The sequence below is a fragment of the Salinivibrio socompensis S35 genome (assembly GCF_000513715.1).
GTDB classification, from domain to species: Bacteria; Pseudomonadota; Gammaproteobacteria; order Enterobacterales; family Vibrionaceae; genus Salinivibrio; species Salinivibrio socompensis.
This window is the reverse complement of record NZ_AQOD01000134.1, coordinates 1-20,355: the sequence shown is the minus strand read 5'-3', so window position 1 is coordinate 20,355 and position 20,355 is coordinate 1. Positions and strand designations below refer to the sequence as shown.

At 48.3% G+C, this 20,355-nt stretch carries 14 protein-coding genes and 5 pseudogenes; 7 read left to right on the top strand and 12 right to left on the bottom strand.

Annotation, left to right across the window (positions count from 1 at the left end):
* Together dcuC and yqfB are read left to right on the top strand one after the other, a co-directional pair.
* Nucleotides 1–523: pseudogene (dcuC, locus tag DZ54_RS21985) on the top strand (C4-dicarboxylate transporter DcuC); the annotation flags it as partial.
* Nucleotides 524–700: 177 nt separating this feature from the next.
* The gene (gene yqfB, locus DZ54_RS21980; RefSeq protein WP_051416041.1) at nucleotides 701–970 is read left to right on the top strand and encodes a N(4)-acetylcytidine aminohydrolase; all 270 of its coding nucleotides are present in this window, start codon (nucleotides 701–703) and stop codon (nucleotides 968–970) included.
* A 111-nt stretch (nucleotides 971–1,081) separates the two neighbouring features.
* On the opposite strand, the gene DZ54_RS0114085 is transcribed toward yqfB, so the two are convergent.
* The 3 genes and pseudogenes from DZ54_RS0114085 to budA form a co-directional block, all read right to left on the bottom strand.
* A complete protein-coding gene (locus DZ54_RS0114085) occupies nucleotides 1,082–2,191 on the bottom strand; it encodes a glycerol dehydrogenase (RefSeq protein WP_037330538.1) in 1,110 nt (369 codons plus the stop codon).
* A 138-nt stretch (nucleotides 2,192–2,329) separates the two neighbouring features.
* Complete coding sequence (gene alsS, locus DZ54_RS0114080; RefSeq protein ID WP_025674759.1) at nucleotides 2,330–4,012, bottom strand: acetolactate synthase AlsS; 1,683 nt, start codon at nucleotides 4,010–4,012, stop codon at nucleotides 2,330–2,332.
* A gap of 41 nt (nucleotides 4,013–4,053) precedes the next feature.
* A pseudogene (gene budA / locus DZ54_RS21975) lies at nucleotides 4,054–4,730 on the bottom strand (acetolactate decarboxylase).
* Between the two features lie 279 nt (nucleotides 4,731–5,009).
* Between budA and DZ54_RS0114070 the strand changes: the two are divergent.
* Complete coding sequence (locus tag DZ54_RS0114070; protein WP_025674757.1) at nucleotides 5,010–5,903, top strand: LysR family transcriptional regulator; 894 nt, start codon at nucleotides 5,010–5,012, stop codon at nucleotides 5,901–5,903.
* On the opposite strand, the gene DZ54_RS23705 is transcribed toward DZ54_RS0114070, so the two are convergent.
* The 3 genes from DZ54_RS23705 to DZ54_RS0114060 all read right to left on the bottom strand — a co-directional run bounded on the left by DZ54_RS23705 (nucleotide 5,897) and on the right by DZ54_RS0114060 (nucleotide 8,164).
* Nucleotides 5,897–6,328: a hypothetical protein gene (locus tag DZ54_RS23705; RefSeq protein ID WP_051416040.1), complete on the bottom strand. Its 432-nt coding sequence runs from the start codon at nucleotides 6,326–6,328 to the stop codon at nucleotides 5,897–5,899. The two genes, DZ54_RS0114070 and DZ54_RS23705, sit on opposite strands and share 7 nt — an antisense overlap.
* Nucleotides 6,325–6,993, bottom strand: a complete 669-nt coding sequence (locus DZ54_RS23700) for a hypothetical protein (protein WP_128080538.1) — start codon at nucleotides 6,991–6,993, stop codon at nucleotides 6,325–6,327. The genes DZ54_RS23705 and DZ54_RS23700 overlap by 4 nt, the downstream gene beginning before the upstream one ends.
* Nucleotides 6,994–7,114: 121 nt before the next feature.
* Nucleotides 7,115–8,164, bottom strand: a complete 1,050-nt coding sequence (locus DZ54_RS0114060) for a hypothetical protein (protein WP_025674755.1) — start codon at nucleotides 8,162–8,164, stop codon at nucleotides 7,115–7,117.
* 330 nt (nucleotides 8,165–8,494) lie between these two features.
* Here DZ54_RS0114060 and DZ54_RS0114055 point away from each other — a divergent pair, with 330 nt between their 5' ends.
* Together DZ54_RS0114055 and DZ54_RS21965 are read left to right on the top strand one after the other, a co-directional pair.
* Nucleotides 8,495–9,277 (top strand): transcriptional regulator, encoded by a 783-nt coding sequence (locus DZ54_RS0114055; RefSeq protein WP_025674754.1) that lies wholly within the window; start codon nucleotides 8,495–8,497, stop codon nucleotides 9,275–9,277.
* Between the two features lie 355 nt (nucleotides 9,278–9,632).
* Nucleotides 9,633–11,120, top strand: a pseudogene (locus tag DZ54_RS21965) (aerolysin family beta-barrel pore-forming toxin).
* Between the two features lie 66 nt (nucleotides 11,121–11,186).
* Here the strand turns inward: DZ54_RS21965 and DZ54_RS21960 are convergent.
* The 6 genes and pseudogenes from DZ54_RS21960 to DZ54_RS0114030 all read right to left on the bottom strand — a co-directional run bounded on the left by DZ54_RS21960 (nucleotide 11,187) and on the right by DZ54_RS0114030 (nucleotide 18,510).
* Nucleotides 11,187–11,752 (bottom strand): annotated as a pseudogene (locus DZ54_RS21960) (sugar O-acetyltransferase).
* Between the two features lie 211 nt (nucleotides 11,753–11,963).
* Nucleotides 11,964–12,770, bottom strand: a complete 807-nt coding sequence (locus DZ54_RS26260) for a PPC domain-containing protein (protein ID WP_240474017.1) — start codon at nucleotides 12,768–12,770, stop codon at nucleotides 11,964–11,966.
* Nucleotides 12,771–12,785: 15 nt separating this feature from the next.
* Nucleotides 12,786–13,522 (bottom strand): annotated as a pseudogene (locus tag DZ54_RS26255) (collagenase); the annotation flags it as partial.
* 233 nt (nucleotides 13,523–13,755) lie between these two features.
* A complete protein-coding gene (locus DZ54_RS23685; RefSeq protein WP_051416036.1) occupies nucleotides 13,756–14,403 on the bottom strand; it encodes a M9 family metallopeptidase N-terminal domain-containing protein in 648 nt (215 codons plus the stop codon).
* 124 nt (nucleotides 14,404–14,527) lie between these two features.
* Nucleotides 14,528–16,339, bottom strand: a complete 1,812-nt coding sequence (locus tag DZ54_RS0114035; protein ID WP_025674753.1) for a Na/Pi cotransporter family protein — start codon at nucleotides 16,337–16,339, stop codon at nucleotides 14,528–14,530.
* Nucleotides 16,340–16,506: 167 nt separating this feature from the next.
* Complete coding sequence (locus DZ54_RS0114030) at nucleotides 16,507–18,510, bottom strand: M4 family metallopeptidase (protein WP_025674752.1); 2,004 nt, start codon at nucleotides 18,508–18,510, stop codon at nucleotides 16,507–16,509.
* A gap of 184 nt (nucleotides 18,511–18,694) precedes the next feature.
* Between DZ54_RS0114030 and DZ54_RS0114025 the strand changes: the two genes are divergently transcribed.
* Both DZ54_RS0114025 and DZ54_RS0114020 read left to right on the top strand, forming a co-directional pair.
* Nucleotides 18,695–19,477 carry a DUF2927 domain-containing protein gene (locus tag DZ54_RS0114025; protein WP_025674751.1) on the top strand — a complete coding sequence of 261 codons (783 nt, stop codon included), beginning with the start codon at nucleotides 18,695–18,697 and terminating at the stop codon, nucleotides 19,475–19,477.
* 137 nt (nucleotides 19,478–19,614) lie between these two features.
* Nucleotides 19,615–20,031: a CBS domain-containing protein gene (locus DZ54_RS0114020; protein WP_025674749.1), complete on the top strand. Its 417-nt coding sequence runs from the start codon at nucleotides 19,615–19,617 to the stop codon at nucleotides 20,029–20,031.
* The last annotated feature ends 324 nt before the right edge of the window (nucleotides 20,032–20,355 follow it).

The following is a 20,355-nucleotide window of genomic DNA, read 5'->3' as shown; positions in this document are numbered from 1 at the left end:
GTCGACTTCGCCACCAAACGTTTTAATGGTCGCAAAACGCTAGAAGACCTGGATGGCGTGTTATGAAGGCATGGCGGATGCGTTTAAGGGCGTGGTGATGCTATTGGTCGCCGCCGGCGTGTTTGCACAAGGTTTGATGTCGATTGGTGCGATTGACAACTTACTCGGCCTAGCAGAAAGCGCAGGGGCCGGTGGCATTGCATTGATGATGCTTCTTACTTTACTCACTGTTGCCGCTGCGGTGGCTACGGGCTCTGGTAATGCGCCTTTCTATGCCTTTGTTGAACTCGCACCGTCATTGGCCGCGAAGATGGGTCTTAATCCGGCCTTTTTGATTATCCCTATGCTGCAAGCGTCTAACCTTGGTCGTACGATTTCACCGGTATCTGGGGTGATCGTGGCTACCTCTGGGATGGCAAAACTCAGCCCATTTGAAGTGGTGAAACGCACCTCGGTGCCTGTATTATGTGGGTTAATCACCGTGATTATTGGCACACTTGTGCTGGTGCCGATGATGGCGTAATGTTGCGAGTCAGAATAAGCACGTGCCTATGCGCGTGGGCTTTGTTGATCGTCGCGCACGTTAGATGAAGATCGCTTTGGATACATAGCTCTGGATACATAGCTCTGGAGACATAGCTTTGGAAGAAAACAATATGACTGCCCCTACCAAAATCACCTTTTCTCCACCTTAACGCCGATGGTGGCCACAGGCGTAAAAACCATCACGATTCGCGATGAGTCAGAGAGCCACTATCAACCCGGCACACGGGTGTCGGTCCATCAGCTTGATACCGATCATTACGTTTGTGATGTGGTGATCGACAGCGTTGCCCCGCTAGCCTTCGATGATATTAATGCCCGTCATGCTGAACAAGAGGGGATGTCGCTTACCGAGCTAAAGGCGCTACTTTTGCAAATCTACCCAGAACGTCCCCCGTTGTTTGTGATTGATTTTCATCTGGCGTAAACGCGCTAACTTACTGAGCTATGCGCCTGATTACATCGCGTCTACTTACAGCGCTTCATAAAAAAGCGCCCGGTAAAACGGACGCTTGGTGAGTCAGTAGGTCGATGGGGTTTAGGCCGCCGAATACCGCTTTGCCATATTATTTGCGGCTAACATGGCGTGATAGACATCTTCTTCGCTGACTGTCATTGGCATATTGCCCATGGTGTCACCGTCTGCACAAGCGATGCGCGCAACTTGACGCCACTCTTCTTCAATAAAGGTTTTTAGTCCCATTTGCTCGAGCGTGAGTGGCAAACCCGCTGTTTTGATAATTCTAACCACATTATCAATTTCTTCTTTAGGGGCATTTTCCAGCACCAATTGCGTCAGCAAGCCAAAGACGACTTTTTCACCGTGTTGGGCATGGTGCAAATCGGCCACCGCGGTCATCCCATTATTCACCGCGTGCGCGGCGGCAAGACCGCCAGCTTCTGCGCCCACACCGCTAAGATAAATCGTTGCTTCGATCATCTGCTCAAGTGCTGGTGTGCTCACTTTGCTGGCTAATGCGTCCATGGCGGCATCAATGTTTTCGCTGAGTAACTCATAGCAAAGCTGAGCGAGGCCTAGGCCAGTGCGTGATGGGCGCTTTTGAACCAAGTTAACACCGTCGGCACGATAACAGGCGCGTGCTTCGAAATAGGTTGCTAACGCATCGCCTACGCCCGCGGCAAAGAAGCGTGCTGGCGCATTGGCAATAATACCTGTATCGGCAATCACCGCGTCCGGGTTTTGTGGCAAGAATAAGTAGCGGTCAAACTCACCGTCAGGTTTGTAGATCACCGACAAGGCGGTGCAAGGAGCATCGGTTGAGGCGATGGTGGGATATAAAATAACCGGCACTTTTCGCTCGTACGCGACGGCTTTGGCGCAATCTAGGGTTTTCCCTCCACCAATACCGACAATAACATTGGCTTTTTGTTGGTCTGCGATGCCAAGGTTACGGTCGATTTCTTGCTGGGTACATTCGTATTGAAATTTCTCGACATGAGCCGCTAAGCCTTCTGCGCGCTCAATGGCTGGAAGCGATGTTTGATTCACCTGATCGAGAAAGAACTCATCGCAAATAATGTACGCGTTAGAACCAAAGTCTTGAATGCTTTCTGGCAATTGTGCCAGTAGGCCGGTTCCGATGATGAATTTTTTCGGAGACGTTACCGTGCGAGGGGTCGTTGCCATAATGAGCTCCATTGTTATCGTAAAGTTTCTTTATACTAAGAGATGTATAAGCTTACGCAGGTTTGTGGAATAAGTATTTGATCTGAATCGAATATTTATAATCTGCTAAGCTATATGTTTTACCCAATACGTTATCTATCAAGCAAATACCGGATCCATGCTGCCGGCTTCGCGTGGGGCCATCAGCTTAAAGTTATCGCTGTAGTCGACAGGAATGGCGATGACAGCGGGGCCTTGGGTATCCATGGCCTGTTTCAGTTGGGTGACTAAATCTTCTTGTCGTGTGACCGCAAAGCCTTTTGCACCAAAGGATTCGGCATAGGCTTTAAAATCAATCGGACCAAACTTCACACCTGAGTAGCGCTGGTATTTTTTGATTTCTTGCATTTCTACCATGTTATAGGCGTTATCGACCCAGATGATGTGCAGCAAGTTACACTTAAGGCGTACTGCCGTTTCAAGCTCCATGCTCGATTGCATAAACCCGCCGTCACCGGACACGGATACCACTTTGCGGTCGGGATTGAGCAAGCTAGCGCCAATTCCCCACGGTAAGGCAACGCCCATGGTTTGTTGGCCGTTAGACACTAATAGCTGCCGAGAGCGAAAACAGTTGAGATAGCGCGCAATCCAGATATGGAAACTCCCCATATCAAGACACAGAGTTGTGTCTGGGGTGATCACATCTTGCATTGCCTTGATTAAGTGCAGTGGGTGCATGGCAAAATCTTGATGTGAACGATTGTATGCCCGAATAGCTTGGCGCTGGTGGGCCACTTCTTCAAGCAGATCCACCGTTGAGGCGGGCATCGACCATTGATGATCGAGCTGCTCAGTGAGCGCATTGAGCGTCGGATCTATCTGACCCACTAATTCAACGCTAGGGCGGTAATAATGCTCGATTTCTGCGGGGGCTACATCGATATGGACAATGTCTGTGTGTTGGGTGTTCCAAAGCTCAGGGTCATATTCAATGGGACCAAAGCCGATAGTGACAATCAGATCAGCGTTAGCCAACAAGAGATCGCCTGGCTGATTATTAAATAAGCCGACACGGCCAGCAAAGCGTTGATAGTAGCATAATATCAACAGTACCAGCGGTTGGTAAGTCCCGATGACGGGAAGCTGGGTGCGATTGAGTAGGGCGCGAATAGCAGCGGCATTTTCAGGGCGGCTGGCTTGAAGGCCAAGTAAAAATACCGGATTACGCGCGGCTTTGATTTTATTGGCCGCTTCGCGGATAGAACGCGTGTCGGCGACGCCTAACGGCGCAGGGAATGAAGGCGCGAGTATGCCACTTTCTACAGGCTGGTTAAGAATGTCCATGGGTAGGCTGACAAACGCAGCCCCCGGACGACCGCTTTCCGCTGCACGAAAGGCGTTGGCAAGTATTTCAGAGGTGGCTGAACCGGCTTGCACTTCGGCACTGTATTTGGTCACCGAGTTGAAAATGCTGACGGTATCTAAGCTTTGGTGGGTTTGTTTTTGTTGGTCGGCCCGTTTCACCGCACCACCTAAAGCGACCACCGGATCGCCTTCGGAATTAGCGGTAGCCAGTCCGGTAACCAGGTTCGTACAGCCAGGGCCGGATGTAGCCATGGTAACGCCTGCTTTACCGGTTAAGCGGCCAATGACGCCGGCCATAAACGCGCCATTCGCCTCATGGCGAACCGGGATCATTTTAATGTTGGTGTCTTCAATGGCATCGAAAAGACGATCGATTTTTGCGCCGGGTATACCAAAAATATAATCGACACCTTGGCGTTCTAAGTGGGTTGCGACCAGTTGTGCGCCTGTGTCCCAATGCGTTGTTGTTGTCATGTTGGGCTCCTCGTGAGGTTAACTCCCTGTGGGAGGTGATATTATTTTTCTGCTTGTTCGATAGCGGCGTGAATGTTCTCTGACGTTAAGTTAGCGCCCAAAAAGTCTGCATTGGTGGGGAGATCAATGGCTAATTTGGTCACGCGGCCAATCTGCAACGTCCCGCATGCCAGCTCGTAATCTTGGACATGGCCGCCGCCTTGGCGTGTGTCAGTAATAAAATGCTCGTGGTAACCGGCGACATTAATGCCTTGGGTATATTGCGGGCTGCGAAATCCAGCCATTACGCCATTGACGTGATCAAAACGAAATTCTGGCTGTGCGGCGATAGCTCTAGCATCGGTTTGTATGGGGGTGTTTGTTTTGGCACGGTGCGGGTGCGTACATGCTCAAAAGCCCCATCAATGCGGACGGCACAGAAAATATTGTCGCTCGGTACCAAGGTATCGATGACATTGTGCAGCTCTTGGCGCGACATGGGGTGATCAAACTGTTGTGTTATTTCAGGTTTGAAAAAGGTCATCACGGCGAACGGTGTTTTTTGCTCAGGGTCTGCGTGCCTTGCCGAGCCGTCGCTGCGTAGTTGAAAAATCGTCTTGTCAAAGGCGATGAGTTCACCATCCAATTGGTTAAAGGTCCCTAAGCCAAAGTCGCCATGTTCGAGCAGATCGGCCATGGTGGTATCGCCTTCATACACGCCATCAATCAAGGCACTCATCAATGAGGTTTGATAGATCTCACCTTCTCCCGTTTGTTGGTGATGCTTGAGATAGGCGGCGGCGACATGTTCTGCGCAGTGGCAGGTTTGGGTGCTCATAAAGCGTCCTTATAAACCGAAGTCAGTTAGGTTAAAACCGAATCTTGATGATGGGAGCTCGAAGAGGTAGACGCCAATACAAATAACGTTGGCTTTGATATCGAAAAGATATGGCACAGAGAAAACGTGTTAAGATACTGAATCCAAACAGATGATAATGCGCAGCATTAAGGCATGACGATGGAGTTTAGGTATTTACGGTATTTCGTCACCGTGGCCGAGTGCCAGCATTTTACGCGCGCGGCTGAGAAACTGGGTATTGCTCAGCCGCCACTGAGTCAACAAATTAAGAAGCTAGAGCAAGAGATTGGTGTGCCATTATTAGAGCGTTTGCCGCGCGGCGTGTCGTTGACACCGGCAGGGGCGGTGCTTTATCAGGATGCAGTGAAAATTCTCAGCCAGTTAGATCACGCCGTGCAGCGGACCAAGCAGGTCGCCCGTGGGGAGCGTAACCAAATACGCCTTGGTTTTGCCAGCTCGACGGTGGTCAGTCAACAGGTATTAGAGTTGGTGCGAGGCTTGCAGGAACACCACCCTGATGTCGACTTTCAGCCAGTTGAGCAGCCTATGCCATCGCTCGTGGAAACGCTCCGACAACAAGAAGTGGATTTGGCTTTCTTACGTTTGCCTTGTTATGCCAGTGAACATGTTGCGCATACTGCTTTATTTGATGATCCCTTCAAACTGGTTGTGCCTGCCGATCATCCCCTTGCTACTTATCAAAGCGTGACGTTGTCACAACTAGGCAAGGATCCGATCATTCTCTTTCCTCGAGATATCGGTCCTGGACTTCACGATGCGCTGTCTGATGCATTAAAAAGCGCAGGGCTCACACCGTCGTCTGCATCGCTTGCACCACAACTTCATTCTGCGACTGCAATGGTATCGGCCGGATTTGGCGTGGCTTTGGTTCCCGCTTCGCTAACGACCCAGCTGAGTGATCACGTCTCTGTGGTGTCGCTTTTACAGATGCCTTTGAGCAGCCAAGTGGTGCTGGCATGGCAACGTACCAATACCGCACACGTTGTACGCCGCTGTATTACAACGGCACGAGAATGGGCGAATGGTCAGTAAACCATCGAGACCACCCTCGTATCAACGCTAATGCGCGGCTTGTTGTAAAAACTCGAGCTGCATGCGCTCTTGCTCGGACATTTGGTAGGGGGTATCCGACAATTGGTCGATCTCAAAGGTGCCCAATGAATAGGTGTCGTTAGGCTTATGCCAAATTGGGCGCGCTCACCAGGGTAGCCTGACATGCGCTCGAGAACGATGTTTTTCAACTGCCATTGCTCATCGAAGCCACGTAACGCTTGCTTAAATGCTTTTAATTCAACGGTATGTTCACCCTCAGGGAGTTGCTTTTTGGTGGTGAGAAACGCGACGGGTTCGTTGTCTTTGGTGAACAAATTGGCGCGAACGCGATAGATACCAGCCTTATCGACATCAAGTTGTAAGGGGATAATCATATCGGCATCACGACCAAAAACGGGTTTCACTGCAAGTAACTGAGCAACGGGCTGATACAGCTAAAATCGGCAGTAAGCACATCATTTCCAGTCTCAAAGTCTAGGGTCGCCTTAAGGCGTAACTCCATCGGCCAGTCGTCTTCTGGTTCAATCTGCCACGTGTCTCCCGATACGGTCTTTGTCTCAATGACTTGGTTGGTTCTGACATCAATAATCTCTAAGACGGTTTGATTAACAGGCAAAGAAGCAACCAGTGATGCTTGTATTGGCTCGGGATAAAAGTAGCGATATTGACTCAATTTGAGCGCTGCTTTATATGTGCCATCAAGGATGGGAACCGGTGTGCTGATGTGTCGATTCCAGTGTAAATAAGGACTCTGTGGCGAGGTGATCGGTACCGAATAAGGCGGGTGTTGGATTTTTTCCGCATAATCCGATGCAATGTAACGAAGCGAACTTTCCGTGCTAGCTGGGATCGTATCTGGTTCAGCAGGGCGGGTGTGTTGTACGAACGTCGTGGCTGATTCTTCGCCTGATTTTTTGTTGAGTGAGGGGGCACTTTGGGCACGGTTACTTGGTTTCAGCGTCGTGTTGTCAGACGAGCCAGCAGAAATCGACTCCGGTGTATCAAGCCACAAATAGGCCGTTATTCCCATCGAGCCTATCAGTGTTACTGCTAAGAGTAATCTAGTCATTGCAACCCCAAATCAACGTGTAACCAATAAGTTATCACGAGCGAGGAAAGGTAAGAAATCCGACAAGCTGCACAATCATTACAAAGTGCAGCTTTGTTGATTCCATCACGGAACGCTCGGCTTATTGCGGGAGAGCAAACACGAGTTCTGATAAGGTGTCACGATCTGAATCCCGGACGTATCGGTATTTGTTGCCAAACCAGCCATCTTTATCTACGGTTTCAACCGAGATACGTGACCGATCGCCAAGCTCAAGCTCAGGATCGGTGGCGGTAACTTTGCCTTTATATGCTGACTTGAAAATCGTGAGATGGCTGTATTTATGTCCCATGAGCAACGGGTAGTGCATGGGCATAAAACGTCGTGCGCCCTTGTTAACGTATCCAAGTTTGCCATCAAATTCGATCGCGGTAGAGCAGCTATCAAATGCATCCGCGTCGGCCGCACCACAAGCGGAATGCGCGGCAACCACACCATCATCACTGCCTGGGATAAAGGGAGACGTTGCGCCGAAAAAGTCAGATCCATTACCGACAAAGCGAATTCGTGGAACACGATTATCTGGCCACATCGACAGTTGACGTGCATTGGCAACTTTCAAATCATTCAGGACCCCAATGTTCTGTTTGTTCGGTAATTGTCCCAACCAAAGCGATACTGCTTTCTTCATTGCGTGATTAAGCCAGCCGCCACCTTGGGCCACATTAACAGCAATGTCTGCCATTTCGACACCACCACCGGCACCAGCAAAATCAAAAGTGGCGACAATATTGAGCGGCTCAAGACCCGCGTTGATTAGCCAATTTTCTTGATTATCTAACAGGTAGCGTGCCACCAAATCGCCGGTAGAATGTGTGACTAAAAGACAGCCGGACAAACAGGTCTCTTGCTCTGAAAGGGTTTTTAGCGCAGGCCAAAGATAATCTGAGGCGATTTTCCCTTCAATGCGCTCATTGGCCGGCCAATCGATACGTGCATCGGCGTACTGCAGCCAGTAATCTTGCCAATAGTTAGCGCCATCTTGCGCGACCTGCTCGTGATCGGGGCGGCTTTGCAGTTGATCAGGCTGAAAGCCGTGAATCAGTACCACCTTATAGGGGCCGACCGCCGCGAAAGTCGAAGCGGAAAACACGGCTGCTAGCATGAGTAATGCGCGATAGATCTGTTTCATTGTCATAGCCAACCTTTTGAGTAAACACTCAGTATTATATAGCGCATTATACAATAAGTGCCACAGTGATAATTTTCTCATTAATCAGTAATTTGACATTATTGAAAAAATTTTGTCTGATTTATTTGTCTGTTTTGTATAGATAATGGGCTCTTTTTGAGCTGTTCATTATCGTTTCTATCCATTCAATCGCTTATTTCTATTGTGGTTATTATTTTTTCTATTAATAGATTAGATCTCACTTTTATGTAAAATGTGATCTTGTTTCTAATTAAAACGTTTACTATCGCAATGAATTATTGAGTTTTTTATAATCAAAAGAAAAAGCTTATGATTTATTTCGACGCCGTAGCTAGGAAGCTCCATCAACACCACAAATCCACCCGACTTGGCTTCCGCGAAGCCTTGGTGCTGGAATGCCTGTTGTTGCATGCCCCGCAGACTGTGTGTAAGCAAACTTTAATTTGTTACGCATGGGGCAATGAATACATTGGTCAAACATCGTTAGCCAAATCGATCAGTGCGCTAAGACGAAGCTTAATGGCGATCAGTGCGGACCCGACTTTGGTGGTTACCGTGCCTAAGCAAGGCTATCGCATTGTCGAGGGTATGGTAGAAGCCAAGACTGTCAGCGAGGCGCGGCCGATCGTAGAGCAAACCAAAGTTCCACCAGTAACGACTAACTCAGTAACAGATATCTCCACTGCTGAGTCGAGGCATGACACTGACAATCAGGCACTATTGAGTAAACCTATACGCCAGTGTGTTGTGATGGCATTGATGTTACTAGCATGTGTGGCGAGCAGCGTGTTTGTGGTGGGAAAAATCAATGGCTGGCGTTGGAGTGATTTGGTTCAGCGAGGCGGGCTGACACAGAAACGTGTCGGTAGCCTTTATGTTTTCTATCCTCAAGATACACGGCTTGATTTTCCCATGGAGCAATTCTTAACCCACAGTCAGTGTGATTGTCTCGTCTACCTAGAAAAAAAGCATAAGTATGCCACGATTCACTTTGTCTCAAGAAAGACGAATCGCAGTGTGCTTATCCGATATTCGTCTTTCAATATCGAGCATGCCACTCATGAAATTGAGCAATTTCTTGCTGGGGAATAAAAATAGAGTATTCACTTTATTTTTATGAGACTTGTCGAGTAGGATTTGTAACGTCTTATTATTTCGACTCCCTACCATAGAAACCCATGCTTAAATAATAGAGCGTTAACTCTAATTGGGCTTGTTTAGCTATTTTCGTATAAATTTTATTCCTGAATAAATATCACGTTTTACGTTATGAGAATAAATGTGAACTCAACTTAACGTAATGAAATATAGAGGGAATTTAAATCATCGTTTTTCATTTTGTTTTTGTTATTGGCTATGAAAGAGTCAAAAGAGTCAGTTTTCGAATGGCCGACAAGGCGCTCGCTAATAAGCTAGCTAATAACAATTAACAAAAGGAAGACGTCAAATGGCGACAATCTTACGTACAACAACCTTGACTCTCTCGACCATCGCAGTGCTCGTCAGTGCGGGGGTTGCACAGGCGAGAGTCTATCCTGACCAAATTGTGCTCGATACCTTAGGCGATGACCAATGCCGAGCCAACTATCGGCCATTAACGGCAGACGAGGCGAGTACCACCGCCACTTTTGATGGATCGCATGGGGAAATGGCAAATCGCTGGACTCGAAGGCGATTGGGCGATCATGGGCAGCGGCTATAACGGTGAAATCAAACACTACGGCCAAACGAAAGATACATGGTGTTATCCTCTCAATGATGAGGGGGAAATTCCGGATTACGCGGCTCAAAGCGTACCGGAAGGCACAGAGCTCGATGTCCAATATTCACTGGTCAACAACCGCAGTGAATTTGTCAAACCGCTGAGTTATCTCGCGTATTACCTTGGTTATGCGTGGGTAGGTGGCAACCACAGTGATTATGTCGGTGAAGACATGAACGTTTGGCGTTCCGGCGACCAATGGTTCATTCGCGGTAACAATGATGGAGGGTGTGATGGATATCGATGTGACGAGAAAACGACTATCAAGGTCGATAATTTTGCTTATACCTAAATGACAGTGACTTCTGGCATGGTGATGTGGTTGAGTCTGACAAACAACTCGTCAAAACCATTTCTGCTGTCGCTCGAAACAACCTCGACGAGCCCCAACAAGTGGTCGTTGACCTCAAAGTCGATGAGGCCACCAATTGGTCGAAAACCAACACCTATGGATTTGCGCAAAAAGTACAAACAGAAAACGAATTTAAGTGGCCATTGGTAGGCAAAACCAAGCTCACTATCTCATTTGAGGCGAATCAAAGCTTTGCTAATAGCAATGGTGGCTCGAGCAGTGAGCAGGTGACGTTACAAGCGCGTCCATTTGTTCCGGCGAACTCCGAGATCCCTATTCGCGTCGAGCTCTATCGGTCGAGCATCTCTTATCCGTATCGCTTTGGCGCCGATATTAGTTATGACGTGACCTTTGACGGCTTCTTGCGTTGGAGCGGTAACGCGTGGCACTCGCATCCTGAAAATCGTCCCACTTCACGACATACCTTTACCATGGGACGTAGCAGCCAGCCAGAGCACGATATTGCTTACCAGTGGCATCACCGTTACATTCCTGGCGAAGTGAAATGGTGGGACTGGAGCTGGGCGGTTGAAAAATATGGCCTAGAAAGCATGCAGTGGGCAACAGGGAAGAGCTTGCGTCCGTTCTATTCCTATGTATCAGGTGACTTTTCTGCAGAATCCCAGTATGCAGGTACCATTGAGCTTGGCCAAGCGAAGCCGATTGGTAAAGCGGCCTCCTCTCGCGTTAAGCGCTCTATTTCGCCAATGACCACGACTGGCGAAGCAAATGGGGTGGAATTGATTTCTAACTTTGACCCCGATGAACTCGCGAGCCTCGGTTTCGACAATGCCGAATTGACCATCAAACCTATGAAGTAAGCAGGGCGAGCAAGCTGTCAGTAAAAAGGTCGCTCCCAAAGGTGCGGCCTTAATTTATTAGCCAGATTAATTTGTCTGTCCATTGCCATTAAGTGTCTTTAGGAAACGTGCAGGGGTGCCGCCGTAAAGACTGTCAGGTGGCACGTCGTGTTTAACCACTGCATTGGCGGCTATTACGCTGCGTGCCCCGATGGTGACGCTTGACAGATCACTACATTTCCGCCAATCCACACATCGTCTTCGACTACAATGGGTTTACACCATGTCTCCCATGTGCGGCGGCTTCGATAATCGAGAGAGTGCGTCGGGGTGTAAAACTGCGTATTGGGACCAATCAGCACATGGCTGCCAATTGTGATCGGGGCGCCATCGAGCATGGTGACATTGATGTTGATTAAGGTGTTGCTGCCAACCCGAATGGTCTCGCCAAATTCACAATAGAACGGTGGTTGTATCACCGAACCTTCGCCGATGGTGCTTAATAGCTCGCGAAGTAGTTGCTTTCTTGTCGCCGCATCGACGCTTTGATTGAAGGCTAATAAGGTTCGTGTGGCATGGTCTCGTCTGATATCAATGGATCCATCGCTGTCATCAAACATAAGTCCTTGGCACATCTTTTCCCATTCGGTCATTGTTATCTCCTTATCAACCCCAAAACGACGGATGTTGCAGCTCTAAGTGACGTATTATCTCTGTATGTGGAAAAACGAAAACAGAAATTATCCATCTGTTTTTTTCCTCTTTCTATTTGTGTGATGGCAAAAAAAAGCGCCACCTGGGGTAGCGCTTGATAATATTGACGTTGCTTAGTTGCTTAGTTGCTTAGTGCTTAGTGCTTAGCGCTTAGCGAAAGTAAACACGCACATCGGTTTGGCTTCGGCTTCCATCGCCCGCGAGCAGCAAGTGTAGACGTTGCTGGTCACGTAAATCGACTTCGATGTACTGGTTGCTCCCTGGCACGTCAGAGGCGGCTTGATTTTGCGCTTGTGTTGGCCAGTAATCTTCAGCCGCAAATATGCTTAGATCTCCCGCGTCACCGTCGGCCATCACCCAGACTTGCGCCTTGGTCGCACCCGCAGGGACATCGGCGTAGAGGTAACGGCGTTGGTAGACGTTTACACTGTTGGGGCTGGCGACATTGAGCTGCGTCGGGCGTAAATCATCCGTGCCTGCCGGTTTTTCTGGCTCTGGCGTAGGTTCTGGTTCGACTTGTCCTTTCGCTGTAACGTTGACGGTTACATCACTAAAGTCACCGCGCCCTGTGACACTCAAGGTATACCGACCTGGCTCGACATCGTTAAGCGTCACGGTTTCATGACTGGTTTGATTCCACTCTGTGGCGTCAAAGTCATAATAATGCGCCTGGCGATCTTTGGCGACGTAAAGATCCGCATTGCCTTGGCCCGCAATACTAAAGGTGAGCGCAGTGGCGGCACGGTTAAGGTCGATCTGATAGAGGTGTTCACTGTATGCCTGCCCGCTAATAGTAACGGTTTGTCCGAGAGAAAGGGTGGTGACGTCTGGGTGCTCAGGCTCAGGCTCAGGTTGTGGTTCAGGATCAGGACGAGGCGGCTCACCCCCACCAGTGCTGTCTAAGGTTGTCAGCCATTGCGCGAACGCGTGATCGTATTGATTACCATAGTTTTTCACCAAATTCGCCCACTGCTCGAACTTTCCGGTACGTCCAGCTTCAAGCAAGCTGTTGACGGCTTCTGGGTGCTTCTCAAAGAGGAAGCGGACGGCTAAATAACCCCAACGATACACACGATTGACATCATGTTGGTAGGTGGTGGCAAACACGTCGCTGAGTGAGTAGCCGCCTTCTTTGCCAAGCGCACGGCGTCGTTATAATCGTCACCATGCGCCATGTACTCGGCAAAACCCTCAAGCCACCACACGGTATGACCATGACGAAGCACGTCATTAAAATCGCCGTACATATTAAAGCGACCATCAAGATAGTGAACGTACTCGTGCTCGAGATTCCAAATGGAAAGCGACTGGCCATCGTCATTGCGATAGGCAATAAAGCGTGCTTGGTTGTCAGGAGCCGCTGGGTTGCCCTCTAAATATTGGCCTCCGTTATCGGTTGAGTTGCCAAACAAGAACGATGAATAGGTTTTATAATCCGTAGGGTTATCAAACACCACCACTTCAACGCTGTCGTTTAGATCATCAGCGACAGCTTGATACCCTGAGTTAACCGTTTGATGAAAAGCCCCCTCTTTTTGGTGTAGGCTTTCACAGGCTTGTTGCGATTGCGCTTGTGTCATACTTTGTGAGCGAATGATCGCGGGGCCGTCACATTGGTGGCGGTAAGGAACGATGTTGGCTTCCAACGTCGCTTTTGCATCAGAAAGGCCTAACTCAGCCATTTTGTCGGGGGCAAACGCGTCGACCATTTCAACCATGCCAACCCATACCGCGTCGTTTTTACCGCCCAGCGGGAAACGTGGTAGCAGGTCGCGATAATGGGTAATCACACGATCTTGCACACTGGTTTGTGGGGCGATTAATAAGCGACCCATTTCACGGATTGTATTCGACACTAATAAAGCACCGTGGTCGCTCTCTGATAATTGAGGATTATCAATGACAAATTGGTAGAGACGATCGATCAAGGAGAGATCGGCGGCTAACACATCGTAAAAATCTTGACGTGATTGGTGGCCGGCATGGCGCGGAAAATGTTGTTGAGCGCATCTGCGTAACGGCGTTCGGATAAGCGATCTCGCTTGAGGTTCTCAAGCAGTTGAATTTGTAAGTCCAAGGTCTGCGGTAAGCGTTTAATGCTATCTGCCATTAGCGTCAGACCGTGTAAGGCATCGGTCTGAGCGCTCCCTTTTTCTGTGGCATAAGGTGAGTTTAGAAAGGCATTAATCGCCTCAGCAAGGCGGTCGTCTAGTGCATCAGAAAAGTCGGGAGTCGCTTTATCAGCGTAAAAACGAACATAGTAGGCCGCTCGCACATACTCGGCTAAATTAGCAATTTGGCGTGCTTGGGCTTCCTCGCCCTGATAATGGGCTACGGTTTGCGACAAGCGTTGCGCCACTTTGCTGACAAAGGCTTCTTGATAGATGCTGCTATAACGAATAGAGGTGGTGTCGTACCAGCTGGTAAAGCAACTTCGCTCAGCACTCATGATTGTTTGTATAGGCGTATTGCTCGCCGCTAAATCGGCAACCTCGCATGACTCGCTCGCCCATGCACTGGTGCTACTTAGCGCAGCGAGCGCGATAAGTGCCGAAAGAGGCTTGGGGCGGGAAGGAAAGACATAAGACATTTCAAGCTCCTCGTTTAATTTGGTCGGAGCTTTTATAACGATTTTCTAGATAGTTTGGGGCAATAAAGCCCAAATCTTAGGGCTTAGTTCCACTTTGTTTTGCTTATCAGTTACTTATTCACCATTACGTCTCTTTTTCACGCAAATGCAACTTGGCAATCCGTTTGGTCACGGTAAACACGCGCTTCAGCGATTCGGTCCACTCCATTTCAATACTAAACAGCTGAAGACGATTAGGATGATGCTCGACCAAACGTTCTGCCTGATGAGCCAGGACTTTATCTAACAGTGCGTTCAGGGCACGTTTGGTATTGAGTACTTGCTTAGCCCGTTTACTATCGCCACGTCGAACCGCATTAACGCTATCGAGTAAAGCATGCGTCACCTTATCTTGGATTTCATCAAGCGTCGATTGCATTTCATGGCTGATTTTAATGTCCGCATGAAGTGACTTATCCATGATGGGGACGAGGGTGTCCTCGATGAGATCCGCGATACTTTCCAGTTGATCGGTCACACTGATTAACATGATTTGGCGATCACTTTGCGCTTGGGAAAGTGGCTCTTTACGCAGTTGACCAAGGTAGAACAGAATATGCTCATGCAGTATGTCCACTTGCTGCTCTAAGTTATCTATTTTTTCCAGTGCTGCCACTGCCGTGTCTTGCTCTTGTTGCGTCGCCAGTTTGGAGGTGAGAGGCGGTAGGGTATTCATCATGTTACAGACTCTGCGACCGACACGGCCTATTTCAAGCTGTGCTTGATCCATGGCAATGTCTGGTGTGATCAGTAGTTCTTTGGATAAATACTTGGGCAACGCTTTGAGCGCTTCTACAGAGAGCTTATGGGGTTTTTTAACAATGAGTTTTTTCACGATCCAGATAAATTGGTTAATAAATGGAAGCAACGTAATGGTTTTAAGCACACTAAACAAAGTGTATGCGTTAGCAAGTTGCCGAGGCAGTTCGGCTTGTTGTCTTTCTACCCCGGTTAATTCAGGGTAAATTGGAGACAGGGCGATGCTCCATTGGCTGAGTAAATGAATCATGGGGAGCCAGAACAAAACCCCTGTAATATTAAAAAGCGTATGAATGAGCGCCGCTTGCTTTGCTTCAGCAGACTTACCGATAGCGGCGAGTAATGCAGTGATACACGTTCCAATATTTGCTCCCATAACCAGAGCGATCCCGCCATCTAAACTGACTAATCCTTGGCTTGCCAACACAATGACAACGCCCGCTGTTGCCGATGAAGACTGAACGAGCGCAGTAAAAATCGCCGAAATAGCAATCGCAAATAATGGATGGTTAATTTTAGTCATTGCATTAACGAAAGGGGTGTAAGTTCTTAAGGGAGACATGGCATCACCCATAATGTTCATGCCTAAGAATACAAGCCCTAAGCCAAATAGCATTTTTCCTGTTTGTTTTAATCTTGGGGAAAGTTGTAAAAACTGAAGCAAAAAACCAACAGCAATAAGTACAAATGCTGTGTTAGTCATCTTAAATGCGATAATTTGAGCCGTAATGGTTGTACCTACACTGGTACCCATGATGACGCCAGCCGCTTGTGTAAGTGACATTATCCCCGCAGAAATAAAGCCAATGACTAACACAGTCGTCACTGATGAAGATTGAATCACGGTCGTCACACCAGCACCGGTTAAAGCCCCCGTTACTCGATTCGATGTTAATTTGGCCAATACCGTTCTTAATTTTTCACCCGCAATACTTTTTAGCGCATTAGATAATGTATCGATACCATATAAAAAAAGGGCAAGCCCCCCGAGTAGCCCCATGAGCATGGTTGGGTAATGAATCGACGATGTATTGACCTCAGCGGCCCAGACAAGGTGGGAGCGAGGAGTAATAGCGGCGTGAGGCGACGCCAGTGCCAAACTGTTGAGAAAGGAGTTATTCGCATCAATTGTATCCATGTGTCTTGATTTTTACTAATAATCATTAACATAGATGTAGATACACAGTAATGCGAATGTCATAAAAACGTGTCTGGAAGAATCGCGAGCGGATCACAGTCCTGGGGTAATATCTCACTGAGAAGGAAATAATAAAGCGGCCGGTATTGCGCCGACCGCGATGAGAGTTAGCCTTGGCAGCGTCCTTGATAGTGCCAGACCCATTGATTGGAAAAGGGATCAATGCCCCAGTTGTCCTGTGCTGCTAGGAAGAAGTGTCCTTGAGACTGAACCTGTACGCCGGCTGAGTAATAATTGTAGTTACCCCAGGTTGGCATATTGGCACAGCGGTTTTTTTCTACACCGCGATCATCCACTCGTGCCAGGACATTCGTTGTGTAGTGACGGTTACTGGTGACTGTGACATAAATATCTTGGCCTTGAACTTGGCTAAAGCCACAATACTCTTCGTTACCTGAACGAGTTGAACGACAATCATGATCATTCGCGCTGGCCGGGCGACCGACAGCCGCATACAAATCCACATCCCCTTGACCGTGATACGTTTGTAGCCAAACGGTGCCACGAGGGGCGTTTTGGACCACAAACTGCTTGGCGCTGCCCGCTGTGCCTTGAATTTGCACTGGCTGATCTAAGGTGAGCGGTTTTAGTTGCGGTTCAGGCTCTGGATCGGGTGTCGGTGTGCCGCCGCCATCACTTTGGCAATTTTGCATCTCAATACCGACTTCCGCGAAGGCCTGACTGACCGCGCCCGCTGAATAATTGAGAGCTTTAGCTGCTTCGCACACACCATTCGCGCCTTGTTGGAAGCTCGAGTTAGGTTGCCAATATAGTTGGTTAGCGGTAGCAAAGGCGCGGAATGCCTTTTTGATATTCCACTGTTCACTGGTGGCCAAATGGTAAAAGGCTTTGTTGTAAATCCCTGAGCTTAAGTGAACATCAATGCCTTGATAGTAGCGATCAACGTGACCAATGGAGCGTCCGTCTTTGCTGGGATCAATGAAATAACGCATCGCCTCGCTATGCTTCATCACATCTTCACCCATTTTCCAGTTAAAGTCGCCGAATACATACTGGCCTAGCGCCGCTGCAGCGATATCTGAAAAGGCTTCATTCATGCCTCCCGACATACCGCGATATTCGAGTCCTGAATTTTGTTCAGTAAAACCGTGGCTTACCTCATGCGCAATCACATCCCAAGTAGTTAACGGATACATGCTGCGGTTGCCGTCACCAAAGGTCATCTGACGACCATCCCAAAACGCATTACCGTAGCCTTGACCATAGTGCACACGCATCGTGAGTTTCTGGCGAATAGGACGCACACCTAGCCAATCTTGATACATGTTGAAAACTTGCTGACCAAAGTACTGCGCATCATTCATCGGCGCGTAGGCGCCATTGACTTGGCGATAGGTATTTTGGGGGCAAGTAAACTGGTGAACCTGTCCACCCCATTCACGGTTGTTCATATTAACGGTTTTGACGTCAGGGCTGTCCATTTGGCAGCGACTATTCACCTGGAATCCACCGAGCCGCGTGTTGGGGCCAAAGTTAAATCGGCCACTTTTCTGGTTCCCCCCTGGACCACTCGCGTCTAGATGGGCAATACCTTCCCAGCTATCCAGAATATCGCCAGATTTTGCATCGACGATTTTAATTGGACGTGACGGATGGCCGTTATCGCTGGCCAAATAGTCAACTTTATACACCAAGCGCGCGGTTTGCTGATCATTGAGCCAAATCAATAGCTGCGTATTCGCATCTGGCTGCTGAAATTGGCGCGTATGTTGGCTAGATCCACCTTGAGCAATGGCAATGGCTTGTTGTTGATTAAGCATAGGGAGTGTGCTGCCAATATCAGACGCAATGTCTGTCACCACCTCGCCTTTTACATCCGGTGCAAAACGGCGTGCCGATGTGTTTTCAACCACCGAGTAACCATAAACAGGGATGCCGTGATGAAGCTGTTGTTTACGAACCAAAGATTGTTCACCAATGCTGAGGCGCGATTGCTCTTGGTAACCTAAGGCTGAGCCATTCATCATGGCACTGTGAGATTGAGCAGGTGTAAGCGCCTGACTCAAATCAATGCTGGCAGCATCAACAATATTGGCTGCATAAGCAGGCAACGCAAGTGGAATAAATAAGGCAAGTAGCGTTTTACGCATAATATCCTCGTTAAACATGAAAGATCTTGGTTACTATCCATAGCCATTGCTAGAGTAAAATGTGATTGGTGTCATAGTGTCGATCTGGTTCAAAATATGTCTAGAAAAATGGAACATGGATTCCATTTTTATTTTGTTTTTGTGCCGACCCTAGGTAAAGCGATGAAGACTGAGGAGTGATGCTATGTATCGCCGAGGGTGGCAGAGTTTGATAGTGATGAGTTGCTTATGGATCGTCTCGGCCCATGCGAGTGAGCGGGCGTGGCAATCGCCCGACTATATCCTTGACGCTTTTTACCGAATTGCATTTAAAAGTGAATATATTGAAGGAGAGCAGAGTATCCGAAAATGGCAAGCACCGATTCGATATCATATTGCTCATCCCATCAGTGACAGTGAACTGCACGATAATTTAGTGGCTTACCACCTGAGTCATTTGCAATCGATCACCGGGATAGTATTCATCCCAACCGATAAACCAGAACGTGCCAATTTATCGATCGTATTTACCAATCACGCACGTTTTTTAGACGATGCCCGCAAACAGTTTGCGACTGACAATGTCTCGCCATTAAACGATGCGACATGTGCCGCGAACTTTAAGGTCGATAGGAACGGAGTGATTCGTTATGCCGCGGTGGTGATCCCTGTCGATTTAGCGCGCTCAAAAGGGAAGTTGGTGACTTGCGTGGTGGAAGAGCTGACGCAGGTAATGGGTTTACCCAATGACGATGACCGAGTTTATCCATCTATTTTTAACGATCAGAGCCCGCAGCAGTTACTCACTGGACTCGATAGCCTACTTTTGCAGCTGTTGTACCTTGATGCCGTCAAACCCGGTCAAGATTGGCAAACGACCCAAGCAATTATTCGGCCAGTGCTTGCTGAGTGGGCGCAAGATGGCACTATCGACAACGCCCATCAAGCGGTGAAAACAGGAAAATTATATCCGCTACTCGGTTGGTAGTTTGGATTAAGCTCCGACCATTTTTGATGACTGGTTTGCTCGATAACACAAATTGTTTAAAGTGATTTAGACATTTTGCCAACTTAGACGACACTGAAAGAGTGAATGGATAATGTCATAACGATTTGGGAGGCGACATGGAGTCGATCACAGTCAAAGATTATATGAACAAGCGACCGGTTACATTCTCGCAGGACATGCCGCTGTCGAGTGCGCTCGAAAAGTTACTTCGCAGCCAACAAACGGGGGGGCCGGTCATTGATGCCAACAAGCGTTTGGTCGGTTTTATCTCTGAACAAGATATGTTGCAACAACTACTACGAGACAGTTATCACTGCCAAGATTCACATTCTGTGTCAGATTGTATGACTCCCAACGCGCTAGCGGTAGCGTCTGAAGACAGTATTATTAAATTGGCCGAAATGATGGCGCCGACGAAACCTAAGCTTTATCCGGTGGTTGATGAGGGTAAATTAGTGGGGATCATCACGCGGCGTGACGTATTGCGCGCCATTGGTATGCAGATGGGCGAATGTTTAACGCATCCTGTGTGATGATAAGACGGCCTGCACCTTACTGAATCGTCAGTAAGGTGCTTGGGTTCAGCGCGCCTTAGCTCACCCAACGTATACCTTCCTCTCCAGATCTCATGATCTCGCTTTTCGCTACTTTTCCCTTTTTATTATCTTCGCTTTTACGGTTGCAGTTGTTAAACGCTGAGGAATCCCCTGATGATTTAGATAAAAATCATCAATTTAAGGTAGATGCACACCTTGTCATATGATCAAATGGTTTCACCAAAAATCAATAATCAGACAACAAGATGTGCGAACTCAATATCTTACATGACTCTCTCTACCAATTCTGTCCTGAACTGC